Raw genomic sequence first — 22,684 nt, 5'->3', positions numbered from 1 at the left:
CAGCTAAACTATGCTTTCCCCCGGGAGTCACGTCTGTTGACTCCCAAAAATTTTTCCTTCGTTTTCGAAGACGCTATTCCCGCAGTTTCTCCACACATCACTATTCTAGCTAGACACAATGAACTCGACACTGCTCGACTTGGTATTACTGTGCCTAAAAAGAAAGTCAAGAATGCTAGTGATCGCAATCAAATTAAAAGAATTGTGCGAGAAAGCTTCCGTTTACAAAGACATCAGCTACCAAATGTTGATATTATCGTCATTGCTAAACACGGCATTGGCAAAATGGATAATAAAGCCTTAGCGGAACAACTAGAAAAATTATGGCGAAAGATAAGCAAACGATGCGAACAACCAACAACATAAGCACTAAGCATGACAACTCGTCGACTGCTAATGCATATGCGACGGCGCCGTTTCGTTACTTGATAAAAGGTTATCAAGTCCTCATATCTCCAATGTTAGGGCAAAACTGTCGTTTTCACCCTACTTGTTCTTGTTATGCCCAACAGGCACTTGAGCAACATGGATTAGTAAAAGGGACTTGGCTTTCTATGAAGCGCATCTCTAAATGTCATCCTTTACACCCTGGCGGTTTTGACTACGTTCCCGAGCCGAATAAAAACAAACATGCAACACCTAAACACCAAACTTTAAAATGAGAAGAATATGGAATCCCAACGAAGTCTCTTAGTTATTGGCTTTCTTTTAGTTAGCTATTTATTGTGGGTTGAGTACCAAGATACTTATGGTCCAAAACCAGCAACTATGCCAGCAGCGCAAACTGTTGCTGACCAAGGTATCCCAAGCGTACCTTCTGCCAATACTGGAAGTGTCAATAGTTCCGTGCCTACTGGAAGTAACACAGCAAGTGCAACTGATATTCCGAGTTCGCCAAGCGTTGTACCACAAGTTACTGAAATGCAAACCACCAACACTGAGCGTTTCGTCACTGTAAATACTGATACTCTCAGTCTTACCATTGACCTCACTGGCGGTGACGTTGTGCGTGCCGACCTTGTTAAATATCCAGTCACACAAGACTCAGACGATTCATACGAATTACTTAAACCTGATCTGGCTCGTTTGCACATTGCGCAAAGTGGTTTGGTTGGTGCACAAGGTCCAGATGCAAGTCCCTTAGGCCGTCCTTCTTATACAACAAGTAGCAGCAGCTTTGAAATGACCGGCGATACACTAAACGTGCCGCTGACTTGGACGTCTGCTGATGGCCTGACCATCACAAAAACCTTCGTTTTTACACGTGATGCCCATGTTATTGATGTTAATTATGACATTATCAACAATACGGGTGCGCCAGCAACTATGTCGCAATTCGCTCAATTGAAACAAACTACCCTCGACCAAGAAGGCGGTAGTATGTTCATGCCGATCTATCGTGGCGGTACATATTCTACTGCTGATGATATTTACGAAAAGATTAACTTCGGCGATTTCCAAGACGAAAAAATTGCCATCACCACACAAGGTGGTTGGGTTGGCATGATCGAGCATTACTTTGTGAGTGCTTGGGTTCCACCTCAAGAAGAAAATAATACCTTAAGTACGCGTATCGTTGATAATAATTTCGGTATCATTGGCTTTACAGGCGAACCTATCACGGTTCAAGCGAACAGCGAAGGTCAATTATCTGCCCGATTATATGTTGGTCCAAAGACACAAAGTAAACTCGCTGAGATTGCACGTGGTTTAGACTACACCGTCGACTACGGTATTCTTTGGTGGTTATCGCAACCTCTTTTCGCATTACTTACTTGGATACAAGGCATTGTAATCAACTGGGGCTTAGCGATTATCTGTGTGACTATTGTTGTAAAAGGCGCCATGTATTGGTTGACCAAGAAGCAATATGAATCAATGGCTAAAATGCGTAATCTGCAACCAAAAATGGCTCAGTTAAAAGAACGTTTTGGTGATGACCGTCAGAAAATGTCACAAGCAATGATGGAAATGTATAAGAAAGAGAAAGTAAACCCAATGGGTGGTTGTTTCCCTCTTCTTCTACAAATGCCAATCTTCCTCGCTTTGTATTGGGTACTCCTTGAAAGTGTTGAATTGCGTCATGCAGATTTCATTTTCTGGATCACCGATTTGTCTGTTGCTGACCCTTACTATGTATTGCCAATTCTCACTGGCGCCAGCATGTTCTTATTACAACGTTTGCAGCCAATGACTATCACTGATCCTTTGCAACAGAAGATCATGACTTATATGCCAGTTGCTATGAGTATATTCTTCTTCTTCTTCCCAGCTGGTTTGGTATTGTACTGGTTGATCAGTAACTTAATCACCTTGGTTCAAGCGAAGTTGATATACGCTTCAATGGAGAAACGCGGGATTAGCGCCAAAGGCTAATGTCCTTTTGTTATTCTCAATGAACTTCAAAGCCCGCAATTGCGGGTTTTGTTTTTCTTAATACATTACAATATCGTACAATAAGCAGATGCAATATACGCTAAGCACGTTATTGCCTCTATTTAGCAGTGAGTGTTGATTTGATCATTCACTGCAAGAAAGCAAAACATTGCTTTGTTAACAGACTATAAAAAGGAAAGATACATGCCTTCATTTGATATCGTTTCAGAACTAAACGAAGAAGAAGTACGCAATGCTACCGAAAACGCGACTCGCGAACTGAGTACTCGTTTTGATTTTCGAAATGTAGAAGCGTCGTTTGAATTTAAAGACAGTACCGTTGTTATGACTGCGGAGGGTGATTTTCAACTCAAACAAATGATGGATATTCTACGCAACTGCTTAGTAAAAAGAGGCGTTGATACCTCGGCTATGGATCGTAATGACAGTGACATTACTGGCAGAACACATCGCCAGACCGTTGGTTTCAAACAAGGAATCGATCAAGCCACAGCTAAGAAAATAGTCAAGCTGATCAAAGATAAGAAATTGAAGGTACAAGCGGCTATCCAAGGTGAGCAGCTTCGCGTTACTGGTAAGAAGAGAGATGATCTTCAAGCGGTTATGGCGATGCTGAAACAAGAAGATCTTGGCCAGCCACTACAATTTAATAACTTCCGCGACTAACTAGCACAGCTGCTAAGGGCCAAATTGATATGCACGTAGACAACTCACACTCTCTTGGCAAAGAAACCATTGCAGCCCAAGCAACTGCGCCTGGACGCGGTGGTGTTGGGATTGTGCGAGTATCCGGTCCGAAAGCGGCTATGATTGCTGAAAAATTACTAGGTCATTGTCCTCAGGTTCGCCAAGCTGCCTATTTACCTTTTAAAGATGGCAACAGCAATGTCATCGACCAAGGGATAGCCTTGTTTTTCAAAGCACCTAACTCCTTCACCGGGGAAGACGTACTAGAACTACAAGGCCATGGCGGACAAGTTGTCATGGAACTCCTACTCGACGCTTGTGTTGCTACTGGCGATGTGCGCTTAGCTCGTCCTGGTGAATTTTCAGAACAGGCATTCTTGAACGATAAATTGGATCTGACTCAAGCTGAAGCTATTGCCGATCTCATTAACGCAACATCGAAGCAAGCAGCGAAAAGTGCACTGAAATCTTTGCAAGGTGAATTTTCAGATCAAATCAATTTGCTCGTTGACCAACTCATTCACCTGCGTATGTACGTTGAAGCTGCCATTGATTTTCCAGAAGAAGAAATCGACTTTCTAAGTGATGGTAAGGTACAGGGCGACTTGCAGTTAATTTGTGACCAACTCGATAAAATTAAGCACCAAGCTAAACAAGGTAGTTTACTTCGTGATGGCATGTCAGTGGTGATTGTCGGTAGACCCAATGCCGGTAAATCTAGCCTGCTCAATGCTTTATCAGGTAAAGACTCTGCTATTGTGACGGATATTGCCGGAACCACTCGCGATGTGCTTAAAGAACATATTCATATAGACGGCATGCCCTTGCACATTATTGATACCGCTGGATTACGCGATAGCGTTGATGAAGTCGAAAAAATCGGTATCGAACGCGCCTGGCAAGAAATTGAGAAAGCAGACCGTATATTATTTATGGTTGATAGCAAAGATGAAAAAGCCGACCAACCCAGTGATATCTGGCCCGAGTTCTATGCACGATTGCCTGCTGACGCGAACATCAGCGTGATCAGAAATAAGTGCGATGAAAGCGGTGAACAGATCGGCATTGAATCTTCATCGACCTACCCCGTGCTGCGCTTATCTGCTAAGCAGCAGCAAGGCATCGACATTCTTCGTGACCATCTCAAAGAATGTATGGGCTTTGAGCAAGCAGGTGAAGACCAGGTTATCGCCCGTCAACGCCATATACTGGCATTGCAGTTGGCTGACGAACACATTCAACTGGGTAAATCACAACTTGAAGATAATATGGCAGGCGAACTACTGGCGGAAGAGTTGCGTATTGCTCAACAACACTTAAGTGAAATAACCGGAGAGTTCAGCTCGGATGATTTACTCGGTAAGATATTTTCTTCCTTTTGTATTGGTAAATAAGGATTAGCTATGCATTTTGATATTATGGTTGGCTCGGTGTTAGGTGCGGCAGAATACGTAGCGGAAGCTTTGCAAGCCAGCATAGAAGAAGCGGGTCATACTGCCACGTGTTTCTTTGAACCTACAATAGACGATCTAAACACGGATAATATTTTGTTCATTTGCACTTCTACTCATGGCGCAGGTGATCTGCCCGAGAATATAGAGAAGTTTGCGGCTGCACTAAAAACGAGTGATCTGAGCCGTGTTAAATCATTGATTGTCGGTTTGGGTGACAGTTCTTATGATACCTATTGTGGTGCTGCGATGACCATGGAAGAAATCCTCACTCAACAACAAGCCACCTTACTCGCGCCTGCACTTCATATTGACGTATTACATCATCCTATACCGGAAGACACCGCTGTAGAGTGGTTTACTGAACTTGTACCTTCATTGAGTGACAATGCTGATAGTGCAAATGCATGAATGGACTTAAGCGATGAATAGCTTGGAACTAGATGCCCTACAACTGCCATTGAGTAACAATGCTCGCGCGCTGTATTGTGTTTGTCTTGCGCCGAAAAGTGACGCCTCAACGGGCAGCGTGACTATTTCTTATAAAGACATGATGCATTTACTCAACAACAAAGAAGAGGTTGTGCAGCTTGGACGCCAGTTTAATTCTCTATTAAAAGAATTATCCCATGTAGGCCTAGTTTCAATAACAGATGAGCAATCGTTTAAACTTAGTCTAAACCAACAAGAAATTACCCTTCCTTTAAAGATAAGCAAAGAATTGAGACCGCCTAGTAATGAGCATCATCAAGGCTTTGGTAAAATGAGTATAGAATGGCGACCAGACCCGGACTTATTCAATCAGATATGCCAGCTTGTTGGTGTTATTGATAAAGGGTATTCTGCAGATGAAATAGGGGAATACATTGCTTACTGGTTAGGCTATCCTGAAAAACAATTTACACAATATCAATGGACACAAAAATTTGTGCTCAATTTGAAATTGCGCCGTCAGCGACAGCCAGTGAGCAAAGAACAAACCAAAGTTGGTCATCAGTGGATAACACCACAAGCAGCCTTAGAGACTGATGATAACGTTAAAAAACTTGTCGAAAAATATAGTGGAAAACAATGAAAAGCTTGAATGATAGGATAAATGAACTTGCCAGATCCTTGGGCAAAGACCCTGAGAAAGAAGCAATGTTCGATTATCAACAACGGCGTGAAGAGTTCGATCGTCTCGCCAATCAAGATATTCAAAAGTTACAGATTGAGACACGCCAACAGCGCGTGCAACACATCCATGGTAAATCTGAGCTTAACCCTAAATGGACATTTCACAACCTGGTTGAGGATGCACCGGATGTGGTTGAAGCAATTAACATAGCGAAATCATTTATTGCCGCTCACGCCGATCCGAGTTGGCGGAACAGCAGCGCACATATGATGATTTTCTATGGTGACTATGGGCGCGGAAAATCGCATATTGCGGGCGCCATTGCGCACCAGTTGATAGAACAGTATGAAACCACGGTTTTGTACCGTCAGCTACAAACACTGCTTGAAATGCGTTTCTCGTCCTATGATTATCAATCAAGTGATAATGCTCCAGAAAAATTCAGAGAAATAAATCGCCAACTTCAAGAGGTTGATTTACTGATTCTTGATGAAGTGTGTGTGAACCAAAGCATGCTTAAAAAGAATACACAGAGCTGGTTAGGTAATCTTTTGCGTCAACGCTTAGTGAACAATAAGAACTGTATTATGATCACTAATCACAATTTAAAAGAACTAGAGAGTGCGCTAGGCCCTTACTGTTTTGAATCAATCAAAGAATACGATACCTATAAGGTAAGATTCCAAGGCCCCAGTCGTCGTAAACAAGTCGTGCCAGACCAAGCAGAGCCAAGCAGCAGCACAAGTCAGTACCAACCCAATCAAATCCGCTAGCGCTTTTTAAAAGAAAACCAAAAAGGGGTCAGAGTTACTTTTTAATTAACTCTGACCCCTTTTTTTTGTTATTTTTTGCTTATATAAACAAGTTATACACATATTGCACACCTGTTCCTAAGTATTGTGAATAAGATCGATCAAAACCTGTCCAAAAGATCTGTTTTCACACTGAACAGTTTTTTGACATTTTTCGCCTGTGGATAAAAGCACTGGTTATACCGATCATATACCGATCTTACACCTGCTTATTCACATACTTTTAAGTCACGTAAGTATCTAAAAATTATATATAAAAATGGCTTATCAACAGAAAATGGCTTGCTTAATAATAGTAATAATAATCTATATATCTAAGATCTCTTTAATTAATAGCAATTCACATTTAGACAAATTTAGATTTTTTAAACCTTTTTTTAAAAAGCATTTTAAAAGATAAAAAGAGCAAATTAATAACCAAGCTCTCTTTCTCTGATTAATTAATAAACATTTCAAATTGGCACAAACTCGTATAATATATGCGCCCCCTTTTTTAAAGGGCGTAAATACAGATTTAACAGTAATGCTTGAACATAAAATCATTCGGTTTTATCAAACAAAAAGCCTTACTCAGATGTTAGAACCTAATTTTGTTACAAGCTAAACTCAATTGAGGCAGTCACACATGTTTTATCAGCAAGATTTTGATGTCATTGTTGTTGGTGGTGGTCATGCAGGAACCGAAGCGGCAACTGCAGCTGCCCGAATGGGTGCAAAAACACTTTTGCTAACTCATAGCATCGAAACGCTAGGACAAATGTCATGTAATCCCGCTATTGGAGGGATAGGCAAAGGCCATCTTGTAAAAGAGATAGACGCGCTTGGTGGCGTAATGGCCAAAGCCACTGATAAAGCTGGTATACAATTTAGAACCTTGAACTCAAGCAAAGGTCCTGCTGTTCGTGCAACTAGAGCACAAGCAGATAGAAGTTTGTACCGAATGGCAGTGCGTGAACTGCTAGAAAACCAAGAAAACCTAACCCTTTTCCAACAGTCTTGTGATGATCTCATTGTTGAAAATGATCGCGTTGTTGGTGTTATTACTCAAATGGGATTGAAGTTTAGGGCGAAAACAGTCGTTATCACTGTAGGGACTTTCCTGGGTGGGACGATTCATATAGGGATGGAAAATTACAAGGGTGGTCGTGCTGGTGATCCACCTTCTATCGCATTAGCAGACCGTTTGCGTGCACTCCCCTTTAGAGTGGATAGATTAAAAACCGGTACGCCTGCTCGTTTAGACACGCGTACACTGGATTATTCAAAAATGCAGGCGCAACCAGGCGATACCCCATTACCAGTATTTTCATTCATGGGGAAAGTGGAAGACCATCCTCGACAAATACCGTGCTACATCACACATACCAACGATAAAACGCACGATATTATTCGTTCAGGTTTAGATCGTTCACCCATGTATACCGGTGTGATTGAAGGTGTTGGTCCACGTTATTGCCCTTCAATTGAAGATAAAATTATGCGTTTTGCGGATAAAAATTCGCACCAGATATTTGTTGAACCAGAGGGTTTGAACAGCGTTGAAGTATATCCAAATGGTATTTCGACAAGTTTGCCATTTGATATTCAAATGGCGCTAGTTCGTTCAATCAATGGTTTTGAAAACGCGCATATTATTCGTCCAGGTTACGCTATTGAATATGATTTCTTTGATCCACGCGATTTGAAACAAACACTTGAAACTAAATTCATCGATGGTTTGTTCTTTGCTGGTCAAATCAACGGCACAACCGGCTACGAAGAAGCGGGTGCTCAAGGCTTGATTGCCGGCGCAAACGCAGCTTTGCAATGTCAGGAAAAAGACGGTTTTGAACTACGCCGTGACGAAGCCTACATTGGTGTATTGATTGATGATTTAGCGACCATGGGTACCAAAGAACCGTATCGCATGTTTACGAGTCGTGCGGAATACCGTCTCTTGTTACGTGAAGACAACGCAGATGTTCGTTTAACCGAGAAAGGTAGAAAGATTGGTTTAGTTGACGATGAACGTTGGGCGTATTTTGAGCAAAAAATGAATAGTATTGAGCTAGAAAAACAACGTTTGAGATCTCAATGGGTACATTTGAAACATGATTCTTTGGATGAACTCAATGCAATGTTGAAAACCCCTATTAGTCGCGAGCACTCCTTGGAAGAATTGATTCGTCGTCCGGAAATGACTTACGACAAACTGGTAGGTATTGAAAACTTTGGACCCGCCTTGAGCGACCCGAAAGCAGCTGAACAAGTTGAGATCCAAATTAAGTACGCCGGTTACATTGAGCGTCAGAAAGAAGAAATTGCAAAAACACTACGGCATGAGAATACGGTATTACCTGTTGATTTCGACTTTTCACAAATTTCAGGTTTATCAAATGAAGTTGTGGCGAAGCTTAAAGATGCACGTCCCGAAACAATCGGTAAAGCATCAAGGATTTCAGGTATTACACCAGCCGCCATTTCTTTGCTATTGGTCTATTTGAAAAAGCATAATATGTTGTTTAAATCAGAGCAAAAGACAGCCTAATGGATCCTTTGTTTTCTGAATTAGAAGTGTCGTTTAAGCGCATCGCATCCTCATTGAATTTTGATGTTTCTGAGCGGCAACGCGAGCAATTAATCCAATACGTGCTGCTTATCAACAAGTGGAACAAGGCTTATAACTTAACTTCTGTCCGCGATCCTCAAGAAATGTTGGTCAAACATATTTTCGATTCTATTGTGGTGTCGCCTTATCTTGAAGGTAGTGATTTTGCTGATGTTGGAACAGGTCCGGGTTTACCGGGGATCCCATTGGCCATCATGAATCCTGAGAAAATATTTTTGCTGATCGACAGTTTGGGTAAACGTGTGCGTTTTATTAAACAAAGCGTGTATGAACTAAAAATAGACAATGTGACTGCATTGCAAACGCGAGTTGAAGATGTCGAACTGGATAAACCACTTGATGGTGTATTGAGCAGAGCCTTCGCATCCCTCTCGGATATGCTGAATTGGTGTCAAAATTTGACTGATGATAAGGGCCAGTTCTTAGCATTAAAAGGGCAAGTCGATAAACTTGAACTTGACGAAATTCCTACAGGCTTTACAGTGGTAGATTGTATCAACCTTAACGTTCCAACTTTAGAAGGTGAGCGTCACCTTGTGAAAGTGAAGAAAGTGCCTTCTTAGGGCACGAAAAGTAAGGTACCAGAAACAAAGCACAGTAATGTGAAATAGAATAATTCACAGTAGTATTGAATCAATAACAAACGGAATTTATCGTGGCGAAAGTCATCTCAATTGCAAATCAGAAAGGCGGTGTTGGTAAAACAACCACTGCGGTAAACGTAGCTGCATCAATGGCGGCAACGAAAAGACGTGTTTTACTGATTGATCTTGATCCTCAAGGCAATGCTACGATGGGTAGTGGTGTTGATAAATACGATGTGGAAAATACCTGCTACGAGTTATTAATCGATGATGTTCCCGTTGAAGACGTGATCATTACCGAAACTACGGGTAAATATCACCTTATTGCAGGTAACGCAGATGTTACTGCGGCTGAAATTAAATTGATGGAAGTGTTTGCCCGTGAACTTCGCTTGCGCAAAGCACTTGAATCTATCCAAGACAAATATGATTATATTTTTATAGATTGTCCACCTTCCCTAAACCAACTTACCGTGAATGCTTTGGCTGCTTCTGATTCAGTATTAGTGCCAATGCAATGTGAATATTACGCGCTTGAAGGTGTAACAGCGTTGATGGATACCATTGAAAAACTTGCGTCTGTGGTCAATCCAAATCTTAAAATAGAGGGCGTACTTCGTACCATGTATGACCCACGTAACCGTCTGGCAAATGATGTATCTGAACAACTTAAACGCCACTTTGGCGACCAAGTTTATAGAACAGTTATTCCAAGAAATGTACGTTTAGCTGAAGCACCAAGCCATGGCGTACCATCCATGTATTATGATAAATCTTCGACTGGCGCTAAAGCTTATTTAGCGCTAGCCGGCGAAATCTTGCGTAGACGAAACAAATAGAAATTATTAAATGACTCAGGTCATTGAGAAAAAAGGTTGAATTGAGGATGTCTCCAAAAAATAAAGGGCTAGGTCGTGGACTCGATGCCTTACTAGCCACAAGTCGCAGCCACGCTGACAAAGAGAAGCAAGGATCTGCTGACGACGCGCCAGAACAAAATGAATTAAAAACCTTACCAATAGAGTTTATGCAACCGGGTAAGTATCAACCTCGAAAAGATATGTCACCGGAAGCCTTGGAAGAATTGGCAGCGTCAATTCGTTCACAAGGGATCATTCAGCCGATTGTTGTGCGCCAAATAGCGAATGAAAAATACGAAATCATTGCAGGTGAGCGACGTTGGCGAGCAGCCCAGCTGGCGAAATTAGATGAAATCCCTTGTTTGGTAAAATCTGTTCCAGATGAAGCCGCCGTTGCCATTGCCTTAATTGAAAATATTCAACGTGAAGACTTGAATGCGATGGAAGAGGCACAAGCGCTTGACCGATTGATGATTGAGTTCAACCTAACTCATCAACAAGTGGCCGATGCTGTTGGTAAATCTCGTACTACCGTGACAAATTTACTACGACTAAATTCTTTGCAGGAAGATGTGAAGCGACTATTAGAGTATGGCGATATAGATATGGGTCATGCTCGGGCACTTTTGGCACTCGATGGTGATGTTCAATCTGATACCGCCAAGTTAGTCGCGGACAAAGCACTCACGGTTCGTGAAACTGAGAATTTGGTGAAGAAAACGCAACACGAACTGAATAATCCAGCTGATGCTAATCAGAAACCTGAAGCGAAAATCGATCCTGATGTAAAACGATTGGAAACGACCTTGTCGGAAAACTTTGGTACGCATGTTCAAATTGCGCATAACCAAAAAGGTAAAGGAAAGGTAGTTATCAATTTTGGTGATTTAGAGCAGCTAGATGGTATTCTCGAAAAAATGCGTTTAAACGAAAGTTAAAACTGATGTTAGCGTCGGCTTTATTTTCATTCGTTTAGTTAAAGACATAAATTGGTGCGCTTGGTGCACCAACACAGGGAAAAAAGCGCGAAAGAGTTGAATTATTCTGTCATAGCAGTATACTTCGTGCGCCTTTGATTAGGTATGAATTGTAGGATGAAATAATGCCCGTGAATTTGGCAAATAACGGAAAAAAATTAGCCAAAAAAGGGATTGTTGCGCAATGTATATCATCACTAGTGTTAATAGTGATCGTTTTAATCATAAAACCAGAATATACAGTTGCAGTAGTTTTAGGCGCCCTCTCCTTCATCATACCGCATAGTATTTTTGCGTATTGGTCATTCCGATACGCTGGGGCAACCAAAAGTAAGTTGGTTGTTCAGAGTTTTAGCAAGGGATTGAAATTAAAACTTGCTTTAACCGCCATATTTTTTGCTACTGCATTTTCTCAGCTAAATGCAGCGCCCGTCCCACTATTAGGCGCATATGTAGTAGCAATGGTTAGCCAATGGCTAGCTATGTATCGACTACGCCAAATGTCGTAGTGACTTGTAAACGATGCAATGTAACAATTTTTAAATTACACAATTTGGGTTAAACAATGGCTTCTGAATATACTACTACGGAATATATCCAACACCATTTAACGAATGCGACGATGTGTAATACCGAATCTGGTATTGCCTTCAACAAAGCATGCGCCGACGCTGGCTTCTGGGCCATTCACGTCGACACCATGGCTTGGTCGATTGGTTTGGGTTTGTTATTTCTTTTCATCTTCCGCCGCACTGCAAAAAAAGCAACAACAGGTGTTCCTTCGAAAGGACAAGCCTTTGTTGAGTTGATTGTTGATTTTGTTAATGACAACGTTACTAGCACATTCCACGGCAAAAGCGCATTAATCGCTCCATTGGCGTTAACGATATTCGTTTGGGTATTGTTGATGAACTTGATGGATTTAGTCCCTGTTGATGTTTTACCAACCATTGCTGGTTGGATTGGTCAGTATGGTTTTGGCATGGACCCGCATGATGTTTACATGAAGGCTGTTCCTACCACCGACTTGAACTTAACGCTAGCGTTGGCACTTGGTGTGTTCGCACTGATTATTTTCTACTCTATCAAGATGAAAGGTATTGGCGGTTTCGCAAAAGAGCTAAGCCTTAACCCTTTCAACCATTGGGCATTTATCCCAGTAAACCTGATACTTGAATTAGTTACCTTGTTTGCTCGTCCACTTTCACTTGCACTTCGTTTATTCGGTAACTTGTACGCCAGTGAATTGATATTTATTTTGATCGCTACAATTGGATTCTTCCAGTTGCCATTGCACTTTGCATGGGCGGTTTTCCATATTCTAGTACTTCCATTACAAGCCTTTATCTTCATGATGTTAACTATCGTGTATTTAAGTTTGGCTAGTGAAGACCACTAGGAACAGAGTTTCACAACATTTTATTTTTTAACTTTAAACTTTAACTAAAAATCGGAGATATGTAATGATCGCTATCGCAGTTGCTCTACTAATCGGTATGGGTGCCCTAGGTACTGCTATTGGTTTCGGTATTCTTGGTGGTAAATTTCTAGAATCTGCTGCTCGTCAGCCAGAACTAGCACCACAACTACAGGTGAAAATGTTCATCGTAGCTGGTCTTATCGATGCTATCGCAATGATCGGTGTTGGTATCGCTCTATATCTATTGTTCGCTGTTGGCCTAGGCTAATAAATACTACAGTCAGTTAGTGAACTTTATATAGGAGGAGTAGCCCATGAATATGAACGCCACTCTAATAGGTCAATTAATCGCATTTGCTGTGTTTGTGTGGTTCTGCATGAAATATGTATGGCCGCCACTAATGAAAGCAATTGAAGATCGCCAAAAAACTATCGCTGATGGTTTGGCTGCTTCAGAGCGTGCTACTAAAGACCTAGAACTTGCTCAAGCGAAAGCGACAGAGCAGTTAAAAGAAGCGAAAAGTCAAGCTGCCGAAATCGTAGAACAAGCAAAGAAACGTGCTAATCAACTTGTTGATGAAGAGACACAACGTGGACATGCTGAGCGTGAGAAAATTATCGCTCAAGGTTATGCTGAAATCGAAGCTGAACGTAATCGCGTTAAAGAAGATTTACGCAAACAGGTTGCTGTACTAGCAATATCTGGTGCTGAAAAAATTCTAGCACGTGAAATCGATGCACAGGCACAGAACGACATTGTTGAAAAACTTGTCGCTGAGCTATAAGGGAGATGAGCCATGTCTGAATTGACAACCGTAGCTCGCCCTTATGCCAAAGCCGCTTTTGATTTCGCGGTTGAGACCTCAGACATCGCGAATTGGCAAGAAATGCTAGTTTTTGCTGGTGAAGTCGCAAAGAACGACGACATCCGAAACTTGCTAACAGGTGCTTATGCGTCTGACAAACTTGCTGAAATATTCGTTGGCGTTTGTGGTGAACAACTCAACACTCAGGGTCAGAACTTCGTAAAAGTTTTGGCTGAAAATAATCGTTTATCTGCATTGCCTGATATATCGACACAGTTTAACGCCTTCAAGGCGGATTATGACAAAGAAATAGACGTAGATGTTACGTCAGCAATAGAATTGTCAGCTAAACAGTTAGATAGTATGAGTGCGGCGCTAGAGAAAAGATTAGCACGTAAAGTGAAGCTTATTTGTAACGTGGATCCTGCATTGGTCGCTGGCGTAATTATTAAAGCCGGTGACACAGTGATAGATGGTTCCGTAAATTCTAAATTGAACCGTCTTTCAGACGCGTTGCAAGCATAACGGGGATAAAGAGCATGCAACTTAATTCCACTGAAATTGCAGAACTTATCAAGAAACGAATTGAAAAGTTTGATGTAGTAAGTGAAGCTCGAAATGAAGGAACTATCGTTGGTGTTACCGACGGTATTATTCGCATACACGGCCTAGCCGATGTCATGCAAGGCGAAATGATCGAGCTTCCAGGAAGCCGTTACGCTATCGCATTGAACCTCGAACGAGATTCAGTTGGTGCGGTTGTAATGGGTCCATATGCCGACTTACAAGAAGGCATGAAAGTACAATCAACTGGTCGTATCCTAGAAGTACCAGTAGGCCCAGGTCTATTAGGTCGTGTTGTAAACACACTAGGTGAACCTATCGATGGTAAAGGCGCAGTAGAAGCTGCTGGTTTTGAACCAGTAGAAAAAATTGCACCAGGCGTAATCGAGCGTCAGTCGGTAGACCAACCAGTACAAACGGGTTATAAGTCAGTTGACTCTATGATCCCAATCGGTCGAGGCCAGCGTGAGTTGGTAATCGGTGACCGTCAAACAGGTAAAACAGCCCTTGCGATTGATGCCATCATCAACCAAAAAGGTACAGGCATTAAATGTGTATACGTAGCAATCGGTCAGAAAGCATCGACTATCGCTAACGTGGTTCGCAAGCTAGAAGAGCACGGCGCTATGGGTCACACCATCATCGTTGCTGCATCTGCTTCTGAATCAGCTGCACTTCAATACTTGGCACCTTACTCTGGTTGTACAATGGGTGAATATTTCCGCGACCGCGGTGAAGATGCACTTATCGTATATGATGACTTGTCTAAGCAAGCTGTAGCATACCGTCAGGTATCACTACTATTGAAACGTCCTCCAGGTCGTGAAGCATACCCTGGTGACGTATTCTATTTGCACTCAAGATTGCTAGAACGTGCTGCACGTGTAAACAACATTTATGTTGAAAAATATACGAATGGCGAAGTGAAAGGTAAAACAGGTTCATTAACTGCCTTACCAATCATTGAAACCCAAGCGGGTGACGTTTCTGCATTCGTACCAACAAACGTAATCTCAATTACCGATGGCCAAATCTTCCTAGAGAGTGATTTGTTTAACGCGGGTATTCGCCCAGCGGTTAACGCCGGTATTTCAGTATCTCGTGTTGGTGGTGCTGCACAAACCAAGATTGTTAAAAAGTTAGGCGGTGGTATTCGTCTAGCACTTGCACAATATCGTGAATTAGCGGCGTTCTCTCAGTTTGCATCTGACCTTGATGATGCAACGCGTGAACAGCTAGAACACGGTGAGCGTGTAATGGAGCTTATGAAACAGAATCAGTACGCACCGTTATCGGTTGCAGAAACAGCTGTTTCTTTGTTCTCGGCTGAAAAAGGCTATTTGAAAGATATCGAACTTAACAAAGTTCTTGATTTCGAATCAGCACTTCATTCGTATATGAACACTGAAAAAACCGAGCTCATGAACACAATCAATGAAACTGGTAACTATAACGATGATATTGAATCACAGTTGAAAGAAGCGTTCGAAACGTTTAAATCAACACAAACGTGGTAATTCAATAGGCCTCAAGGGTAAACACTTGGGGCTTGTCGTTTAGTAATTGGAGAAAGTGTCATGGCTAGCGGAAAAGAGATAAAAGGTAAAATTGGGAGTATCAAGAATACTCAAAAGATTACCAGTGCTATGGAAATGGTTGCCGCTTCGAAAATGAAGAAGGCGCAAGACCGAATGGCTTCTGGCCGCCCATATGCGCAAAATATGCTAAAAGTGATTGGTCACATTGCTAACGGTAGCTTGGAATATCGCCATCCTTATTTGGAAGAACGTGAAGTCAAGAATGTAGGGTACATTGTTATTTCTACAGACCGTGGTTTATGTGGTGGTTTAAATACTAACGAATTTAAGATGGTCGCTAAAGACGCGAAAAAGTGGAAAGAACAAGATGTTGATATTCACTTTGCCGCGCTAGGGTCAAAAGCCTGTGCCTTCTTCGGTCGTTTTGGCGGTAACGTCATGGCTGCAGAATCAGGACTAGGTGATAAACCAAGCGTTCAAGATGTTGTTGGTATTGTTCGTGTCATGCTTAATGCATATGACGAAGGGAAGTTAGACCGAGTATTCCTCGTGTATAACGACTTTGTTAACACGATGACCCAAGAACCCGTGGTCAATCAATTGTTGCCTTTGCCTAAATCAGAAGATAAAGCATTAAAACATCGTTGGGACTACATCTACGAGCCAGATCCAAAAGAGATTTTGGAACAATTAATGGTTCGTTACATTGAGTCTCAGGTTTATCAAGGTGTTGTTGAAAACGTTGCTTCAGAGCAAGCAGCCAGAATGGTAGCCATGAAAGCGGCAACCGACAATGCTGGTAACCTGATTGATGATTTGCAATTGGTATACAACAAGGCTCGTCAAGCCGCAATCACACAAGAGATTAGTGAGATTGTTGGTGGTGCCGCTGCTGTTTAGTAGCGCGACGTGCTTATTTAGGTAAAGAACAAATTTTTAGGAATTAAGAGGACAAATTATGAGTCAAGGTAAGGTCGTCCAAATCATTGGTGCTGTTGTGGATATTGAATTTCCACAAGACTCAGTACCAAGAGTGTATGACGCACTAAAAGTGACCGAAGGTGACTTAGCAGGCTTAACTCTAGAAGTACAACAACAATTGGGTGGCGGCGTAGTACGTTCAATTGCATTGGGTACTACAGATGGCTTACGTCGTAATCTTGCGGTAGAAAATACCGGTGAAGCAATCCAAGTACCTGTAGGTACAGCTACATTGGGTCGTATCATGGATGTATTGGGTAATCCAATCGACGAAGCGGGCCCTATCGGTGAAGAAGAGAGAATGTCTATTCACCGTGAAGCGCCAAGCTACGAAGACCAATCAAGTTCTGTTGAACTACTTGAAACTGGTATCAAAGTAATCGACTTAGTTTGCCCATTTGCGAAAGGTGGTAAAGTTGGTCTATTCGGTGGTGCTGGTGTAGGTAAAACAGTAAACATGATGGAGCTTATCCGTAACATCGCAATCGAACACAGTGGTTATTCAGTATTTGCTGGTGTTGGTGAGCGTACTCGTGAGGGTAACGATTTCTATCATGAAATGAACGAATCAAACGTACTAGATAAAGTATCTCTAGTTTACGGTCAGATGAATGAGCCTCCTGGTAACCGCTTGCGTGTTGCTTTGACAGGCTTGACTATGGCTGAGAAGTTCCGTGACGAAGGTCGTGACGTACTTTTCTTCGTAGATAACATCTACCGTTATACACTAGCTGGTACTGAAGTATCTGCACTACTTGGTCGTATGCCATCAGCGGTAGGTTATCAGCCTACGCTTGCTGAAGAAATGGGTGTACTTCAAGAACGTATTACATCAACTAAGACTGGTTCAATCACGTCTATCCAAGCGGTATATGTACCTGCGGATGACTTGACGGATCCATCACCAGCAACAACTTTTGCTCACTTGGATGCAACCGTTGTATTGTCACGTGATATTGCGTCTTTGGGTATTTACCCAGCGGTTGATCCACTAGATTCTACATCTCGTCAACTTGACCCATTAGTCATTGGTCAAGAACACTATGATGTTGCTCGTGGCGTTCAGTCTGTATTGCAGCGTTATAAAGAACTAAAAGACATCATTGCTATCCTAGGTATGGATGAGCTTTCTGAAGAAGATAGACAAGTAGTATCACGCGCTCGTAAGATTCAGCGTTTCTTGTCACAACCTTTCTTCGTAGCAGAAGTCTTTACTGGTTCTCCTGGTAAGTATGTTTCATTGAAAGACACCATTAGCGGCTTTAAGGGTATCTTGGACGGCGAGTACGACAGCCTTCCAGAGCAAGCTTTCTACATGGTTGGTTCTATCGACGAAGCACTTGAAAAATCTAAGAAGTAATTCGCGGATAAATACTTATAGTGCAGCGAAAGCTGCCTAATAGGAGGCCCCATGGCAATGACAGTACATTTGGACGTAGTAAGCGCAGAAACAGAGATATTCTCTGGTCTCGTTGAAACGGTCCAAGTCACAGGTAGCGAAGGTGAGCTGGGTATACACCCTGGTCATGCTCCTTTGATTACTGGCTTACAACCTGGCATGGTTCGAGTAGTTAAACAGTTTGGTGAAGAAGAATTGATCTATGTTGCTGGCGGTATCTTAGAGATACAACCAGGAAGCATCACCGTTCTTGCTGACACCGCTGTTCGTGCAGAAGATTTGGACGAAGCAGCTGCTCAAGAAGCGAAAAAACATGCTGAAGAAACCATCGCTAAAGGCGGTGCAGACTTCGATTATGCTGAAGCAGCGATTGAGCTAGCTGAAGCTATTGCTCAGTTGAGATTGATTCAAAAACTGCGTAAGTAAGTTAGTAGCTACAAAGATTAAAAAACCCAGCAACCGAGAGGTCGCTGGGTTTTTTGTTTCATGTGGAACAAGTTTGCACTATAGATTCAACGTTAAAATACATTCTTCAACGGGCTAACAACTGCGTTCCCTCCTCGTTGTAGAATGTGTGTATAGATTTGTGTTGTTCGTATATCAGCATGTCCTAGTTGATCTTGCACTGTTCTAATATCAGCACCGTTTTGTAATAAATGAGTCGCAAAAGAATGCCTAAGGGTATGCGGACCTACTTTCTTTTCGATTCTTGCTGCCATTTGAGCCGCTGCAATCGCCTTACGCAAGCTTGACTCATCAATATGGTGCCTACGCTTTAATTTTGATTCTGGGTCGATTGAGAGCGTTTTTGACGGAAATAAATACTGCCAACCAATCGTAAAAGGACTATTTGGAGATTTGTTTCGTAAGCCTTTTGGCATGTACACGCCTGCAAAACTGTTATTCCCACGATCGAGCACCAAAAAATGGTTTACTAATTGGATTTGAGATCGCAGTGGTGAAAGTAACTCGTCGGCAAGAGTCACAACACGATGCTTACCACCTTTCCCATCCCAGACTCGAATGTTTTTAAAATCAAAGTCGATATCTTGAGTACGCAAACGTAAGCATTCCATTAACCTCAACCCACTCCCATACAGTAGGGCTGCTGGCAATTTATAATGTGCATTGATATGCAAAAATAGCTGTTCAATTTCTTGAACTGTTAACACGGTTGGTAGTTTTTGCTGTCGATTACTTCTAGCAAACTTTAGATCTGGCGAAAGTGGTCGCTTTACTATTTCTTTGTACAAAAAGCTTATTGCGTTAAGCGCAATCGATTGTGTATTTGCCGCCACATGTTTTTGGGTTACCAAGTAAGTCAAATACTGCTCTACATGATCATCAAAAAGCACCGAAGGATGCTGCCCACCGTGGAAACGAATAAAACCATGTATCCACTTTAAGTAAGTTTGGATTGAACGCTTCGCATAGCGGCGAAGATACATTTGTTCTTCAACAAATGATAAGAATTGATTATTCATGCAATAGTCCTTTACTGCAAAAAATTACTGTTTGAATACTCAGTAAAACGCAAGCGCAGGGAAAGAGCAATAGTTTGTAAAAATTCCCGACTTTGGTACAGTGTAGAAATAAGGAATAAAAACCCAAATCTTGTTGTCAGTGGTTTCAACCAAATCTAATATCAATAAACAGGAAGTAAAAATATGAAAATAAGGATTTTTTTCGATACACCATACCGAGAACTTTTTCGGGTAATAGGTTGTTATGGTTTTCGTTAGGGTTTAACTATGGCTTGTTATTTGAGGGTTTATGGTGATGACTTGAATGTTATTGAGCTTTTAGAAGCTCACAACATTAAGCCGTCAAAAATATGGAAGAAAGGACTGCCCAGATTCAAAAGTGCCCCTAGTAAGCTAAATAGTAACTCTGGTTTTAATGTCTTAATCAGTGGCGCTGAATGGGATGAATTTGAGAAACAAAAACTAGATGCGTTGAAGTATTTGGAAGAGCATAAATCCACCTTATCATCTATTGCTATGTATTCAGGTGTTGACAGTGGGTACCTAGACTTCGGTATTGAATGGAGGGATGTTACCGTTCAGTGCGACTCCTTCCCGCCAAACTTAATTAAATTAGTTGGTCAAATTGGTTTCGGTATTGAGCTGAGTCAATACACTCCCGATGAAGAGGATGACTAAAGTTATATTACGTTAATACTTAAGCTCTTTCTTTCAAGAGTCACTCTCATCTGTTTTTAATGAGTTGTTTTCGGGTTCGCGAGCGCATAATGTCTGATTCACGCTACCGACCACCGATTGCAGTATCGACGTCAAACGAGTATTGTTTTACCTAAATGGTTAACGCAAGGAGGCATTAAATGTTTAATCAAAACCACAGCAAACCGAAGCAACATAACAATCGCATAAACACACTCCCTTCGGTCGCTGGGACAACTTTAAGTGCGGCTTTCGCTTCGCTCAAAGCGTCCGCCCATAAAATTGCCCGTTATGCGGGGTGTTAGCGTGTGTTTTAATGACTAGTCCTTATAATATGTCTTTTGCGTGTTTTACATGCAATAAGTCTTTTAAAAGGGAGTTTAATCTCTCTCAAGAATGCCCGAAAGTTTTAAAGTGCCCCGATTGCGGTGGTTCCGCATATAATTTTGGTCGTCACTTTAAGGCGCCTAAAAAATCGGACAATAAACAATGGAAGAAAATCCATTTTCTATTTGAGCATGGGTTTAGGTTTCAGAAAATTCGCTCTGGTTCGGGTCACCATGACACTGTTGCTTACCCTGACACATTAGAGCAAGCAAAAGAGTTTGTTTTGAAATACAGGAAGTTCGCGTTCAAAAATTAGTGTGTAATTATTCACACACTATGCTGCTCGTTCTTTCAAGAGTTACGCTCAACTGTTTTTAATAAGTTAATTTCGGGTTCGCGAGCATTGGTTGTTTGGTCCACGCTACTAACCTTCAGTTGCTGTATCAGCATCAAACGAGTATTGTTTTAGCAAAATAGTTAACGCAAGGAGGCATTAAATGTTTTATCAAGGACAAGTTAAATCAACCGGTGCTAACAATCGCATAAACTCACTTCCTTCGGTCGCTGGGACACCATTACGTGCGGCTGCACGCAATGCTGCCCGTTATGCGGGGTGTTATGGAACATCTAATTTTAAAGGAACTATGAAATGAAAAAATACCTATATGTATTAATATTACTATCCTTGATATCAGGCTGTAGTGCATTAAATACAAAACAGAAAGCTAGTTTTTACAATGAAGGGTTAGTCGAAATAATTAATTTTTCAACATCTTTACAAGGGCGTAAGATTGCTAATGAGCCATCTTTAACCCAGTCAAAGTTAGAAGTTATATTTATTTTCGAGCCAGGTAATGAGCGCAATATTTCAGCGTCAATTAGTATTAAACCTACAGGAGTAGAGAATGACATACTTTCGTTTCAACGCGGTTGGACTGCTAATGCAGTGCAATTAGAAAGCAATAAAGTAAGAGCTGAATTCAGCAGTATATTTCTTGCTAGAGAAGATGAACTATCGCCGAATAAGTCTCAAGAAATATCTGTATTAATCAGGAAATTGACGGATTTAGGATGGAATGTAAAATGACATTGATGTTGCATAATAAAACGACTTTGGCTAAAGCTCGTTCTTTCAAGAGTCACTCTCATCTTTCTGTCGGAAACAATTTTTCGGGTTCGCGGGCGTATAATGTTTGTTCCCCGCTACCGACCACCGATTGCAGTATTAGCGTCAAACGAGTATTGTTTTACTTAAATTGTTAACGCAAGGAGACATGGAATGTTTTATCAAAATCGTAGCAAACCGAAACTACATAACAATCGCATAAACGCACTCCCTTCGGTCGCTGGGACAACTTTAAGTGCGGCCTTCGCTTCGCTCAAAGCGTCCACACTTAAACTTGCCCGTTATGCGGGGTGTTAGTGTGCTAGAAAAGCACGCAACAAAAAGCTAAGAGCACACAACGTAACTAGCCAAGTTTCGGCTTCAACAGAGCCTGTTGCTCTTCGTCTTTCTTCGTTAGTATTTTGATTCTAGGGTCGCGAGCGCACTTTTGTTTGGTCATTGCCTCATTAGCATTGACTAAAGCTCTCCCTTTTTCCTTGTTACCTCATCTTCCATTGGAAACTGTGTTTCATGTTCGCGGGCATTTGCTCACTGGTCTTCGCTAAACAGCATCTGAGTTCGTCGCGACACAATTGCGCAAGCTCGTTCTTTCAAGAGTCACCCTCATTTATTTGTCAGAAACTTCACCTCGTGTTCGCGAGCGCATCATGTTTGGTCTTCGCCTTAGATAAATAAGTTGTTGTCTTTGCTCAAAACGAGTAATGTTTTACCAAAATGATTAACGCAAGGTGACAATGGATGTTGTTTATAAGGCGCGTAAAACATCACAAATCTAACAATCGCATAAACGCACTCCCTTCGGTCGCTGGGACATCATTACGTGCGGCTGCACGCAATGCTGCCCGTTATA

Annotated in this window: 24 protein-coding genes; 23 read left to right on the top strand and 1 reads right to left on the bottom strand. The window is 41.8% G+C overall.

Annotation, left to right across the window (positions count from 1 at the left end; all coding sequences use genetic code 11):
• Window positions 1–36: 36 nt before the first annotated feature.
• From rnpA to RM556_RS16765, 21 genes are all read left to right on the top strand, one after another.
• The gene (rnpA, locus tag RM556_RS16865) at window positions 37–366 is read left to right on the top strand and encodes a ribonuclease P protein component (RefSeq protein WP_311375170.1); all 330 of its coding nucleotides are present in this window, start codon (window positions 37–39) and stop codon (window positions 364–366) included.
• Between the two features lie 59 nt (window positions 367–425).
• Window positions 426–662: a membrane protein insertion efficiency factor YidD gene (gene yidD, locus RM556_RS16860; protein ID WP_311363062.1), complete on the top strand. Its 237-nt coding sequence runs from the start codon at window positions 426–428 to the stop codon at window positions 660–662.
• 7 nt (window positions 663–669) lie between these two features.
• Window positions 670–2,376 carry a membrane protein insertase YidC gene (gene yidC / locus RM556_RS16855; protein WP_311363041.1) on the top strand — a complete coding sequence of 569 codons (1,707 nt, stop codon included), beginning with the start codon at window positions 670–672 and terminating at the stop codon, window positions 2,374–2,376.
• A gap of 204 nt (window positions 2,377–2,580) precedes the next feature.
• On the top strand, window positions 2,581–3,063 hold the full coding sequence (locus RM556_RS16850) for a YajQ family cyclic di-GMP-binding protein (RefSeq protein WP_311363042.1): 483 nt from the start codon (window positions 2,581–2,583) through the stop codon (window positions 3,061–3,063).
• 29 nt (window positions 3,064–3,092) lie between these two features.
• Window positions 3,093–4,478 carry a tRNA uridine-5-carboxymethylaminomethyl(34) synthesis GTPase MnmE gene (mnmE, locus tag RM556_RS16845; RefSeq protein WP_311363043.1) on the top strand — a complete coding sequence of 462 codons (1,386 nt, stop codon included), beginning with the start codon at window positions 3,093–3,095 and terminating at the stop codon, window positions 4,476–4,478.
• 9 nt (window positions 4,479–4,487) lie between these two features.
• Window positions 4,488–4,946, top strand: a complete 459-nt coding sequence (locus RM556_RS16840) for a flavodoxin domain-containing protein (protein ID WP_311375169.1) — start codon at window positions 4,488–4,490, stop codon at window positions 4,944–4,946.
• A gap of 13 nt (window positions 4,947–4,959) precedes the next feature.
• On the top strand, window positions 4,960–5,610 hold the full coding sequence (locus tag RM556_RS16835) for a DnaT-like ssDNA-binding domain-containing protein (RefSeq protein ID WP_311375168.1): 651 nt from the start codon (window positions 4,960–4,962) through the stop codon (window positions 5,608–5,610).
• The gene (locus tag RM556_RS16830; protein WP_311363046.1) at window positions 5,607–6,425 is read left to right on the top strand and encodes a DnaA ATPase domain-containing protein; all 819 of its coding nucleotides are present in this window, start codon (window positions 5,607–5,609) and stop codon (window positions 6,423–6,425) included. The genes RM556_RS16835 and RM556_RS16830 overlap by 4 nt, the downstream gene beginning before the upstream one ends.
• 664 nt (window positions 6,426–7,089) lie before the next feature.
• Window positions 7,090–8,991, top strand: coding sequence for a tRNA uridine-5-carboxymethylaminomethyl(34) synthesis enzyme MnmG (gene mnmG, locus RM556_RS16825; protein ID WP_311375167.1), 1,902 nt, complete (start codon window positions 7,090–7,092; stop codon window positions 8,989–8,991).
• Window positions 8,991–9,635, top strand: coding sequence for a 16S rRNA (guanine(527)-N(7))-methyltransferase RsmG (rsmG, locus tag RM556_RS16820; protein ID WP_311375166.1), 645 nt, complete (start codon window positions 8,991–8,993; stop codon window positions 9,633–9,635). The genes mnmG and rsmG overlap by 1 nt, the downstream gene beginning before the upstream one ends.
• Before the next feature lie 92 nt (window positions 9,636–9,727).
• Window positions 9,728–10,495 (top strand): ParA family protein, encoded by a 768-nt coding sequence (locus RM556_RS16815; protein WP_311363049.1) that lies wholly within the window; start codon window positions 9,728–9,730, stop codon window positions 10,493–10,495.
• Between the two features lie 47 nt (window positions 10,496–10,542).
• Window positions 10,543–11,454 carry a ParB/RepB/Spo0J family partition protein gene (locus tag RM556_RS16810; RefSeq protein WP_311363050.1) on the top strand — a complete coding sequence of 304 codons (912 nt, stop codon included), beginning with the start codon at window positions 10,543–10,545 and terminating at the stop codon, window positions 11,452–11,454.
• 164 nt (window positions 11,455–11,618) lie between these two features.
• Complete coding sequence (locus RM556_RS16805) at window positions 11,619–12,002, top strand: ATP synthase subunit I (RefSeq protein ID WP_311375165.1); 384 nt, start codon at window positions 11,619–11,621, stop codon at window positions 12,000–12,002.
• A 56-nt stretch (window positions 12,003–12,058) separates the two neighbouring features.
• Entirely contained in the window at window positions 12,059–12,892 is an 834-nt protein-coding gene (atpB, locus tag RM556_RS16800; protein WP_311363052.1) for a F0F1 ATP synthase subunit A, read from the top strand.
• A 64-nt stretch (window positions 12,893–12,956) separates the two neighbouring features.
• Complete coding sequence (gene atpE, locus RM556_RS16795) at window positions 12,957–13,181, top strand: F0F1 ATP synthase subunit C (RefSeq protein WP_297348786.1); 225 nt, start codon at window positions 12,957–12,959, stop codon at window positions 13,179–13,181.
• Window positions 13,182–13,227: 46 nt separating this feature from the next.
• Complete coding sequence (gene atpF / locus RM556_RS16790; RefSeq protein ID WP_311363053.1) at window positions 13,228–13,698, top strand: F0F1 ATP synthase subunit B; 471 nt, start codon at window positions 13,228–13,230, stop codon at window positions 13,696–13,698.
• 12 nt (window positions 13,699–13,710) lie between these two features.
• Window positions 13,711–14,244 (top strand): F0F1 ATP synthase subunit delta, encoded by a 534-nt coding sequence (gene atpH / locus RM556_RS16785; protein WP_311375164.1) that lies wholly within the window; start codon window positions 13,711–13,713, stop codon window positions 14,242–14,244.
• Window positions 14,245–14,258: 14 nt separating this feature from the next.
• Window positions 14,259–15,800 (top strand): F0F1 ATP synthase subunit alpha, encoded by a 1,542-nt coding sequence (gene atpA / locus RM556_RS16780; protein ID WP_311363055.1) that lies wholly within the window; start codon window positions 14,259–14,261, stop codon window positions 15,798–15,800.
• 60 nt (window positions 15,801–15,860) lie between these two features.
• On the top strand, window positions 15,861–16,721 hold the full coding sequence (gene atpG, locus RM556_RS16775; protein ID WP_311363056.1) for a F0F1 ATP synthase subunit gamma: 861 nt from the start codon (window positions 15,861–15,863) through the stop codon (window positions 16,719–16,721).
• A 58-nt stretch (window positions 16,722–16,779) separates the two neighbouring features.
• Entirely contained in the window at window positions 16,780–18,162 is a 1,383-nt protein-coding gene (gene atpD / locus RM556_RS16770; RefSeq protein ID WP_311363057.1) for a F0F1 ATP synthase subunit beta, read from the top strand.
• Between the two features lie 51 nt (window positions 18,163–18,213).
• Window positions 18,214–18,627: a F0F1 ATP synthase subunit epsilon gene (locus RM556_RS16765; protein ID WP_311363058.1), complete on the top strand. Its 414-nt coding sequence runs from the start codon at window positions 18,214–18,216 to the stop codon at window positions 18,625–18,627.
• A gap of 92 nt (window positions 18,628–18,719) precedes the next feature.
• On the opposite strand, the gene RM556_RS16760 is transcribed toward RM556_RS16765, so the two are convergent.
• Window positions 18,720–19,685 carry an integron integrase gene (locus RM556_RS16760; protein WP_311375163.1) on the bottom strand — a complete coding sequence of 322 codons (966 nt, stop codon included), beginning with the start codon at window positions 19,683–19,685 and terminating at the stop codon, window positions 18,720–18,722.
• 267 nt (window positions 19,686–19,952) lie between these two features.
• Between RM556_RS16760 and RM556_RS16755 the strand changes: the two genes are divergently transcribed.
• Complete coding sequence (locus RM556_RS16755) at window positions 19,953–20,363, top strand: hypothetical protein (RefSeq protein WP_311363122.1); 411 nt, start codon at window positions 19,953–19,955, stop codon at window positions 20,361–20,363.
• A gap of 994 nt (window positions 20,364–21,357) precedes the next feature.
• On the top strand, window positions 21,358–21,795 hold the full coding sequence (locus RM556_RS16750) for a hypothetical protein (RefSeq protein ID WP_311363121.1): 438 nt from the start codon (window positions 21,358–21,360) through the stop codon (window positions 21,793–21,795).
• The last annotated feature ends 889 nt before the right edge of the window (window positions 21,796–22,684 follow it).

This window comes from Alteromonas sp. W364 (genome assembly GCF_031846205.1).
GTDB classification, from domain to species: domain Bacteria; phylum Pseudomonadota; class Gammaproteobacteria; order Enterobacterales; family Alteromonadaceae; genus Glaciecola; species Glaciecola blandensis.
The sequence above is the reverse complement of the archived record's forward strand: the minus strand, read 5'-3'. Positions and strand labels throughout refer to the sequence as shown.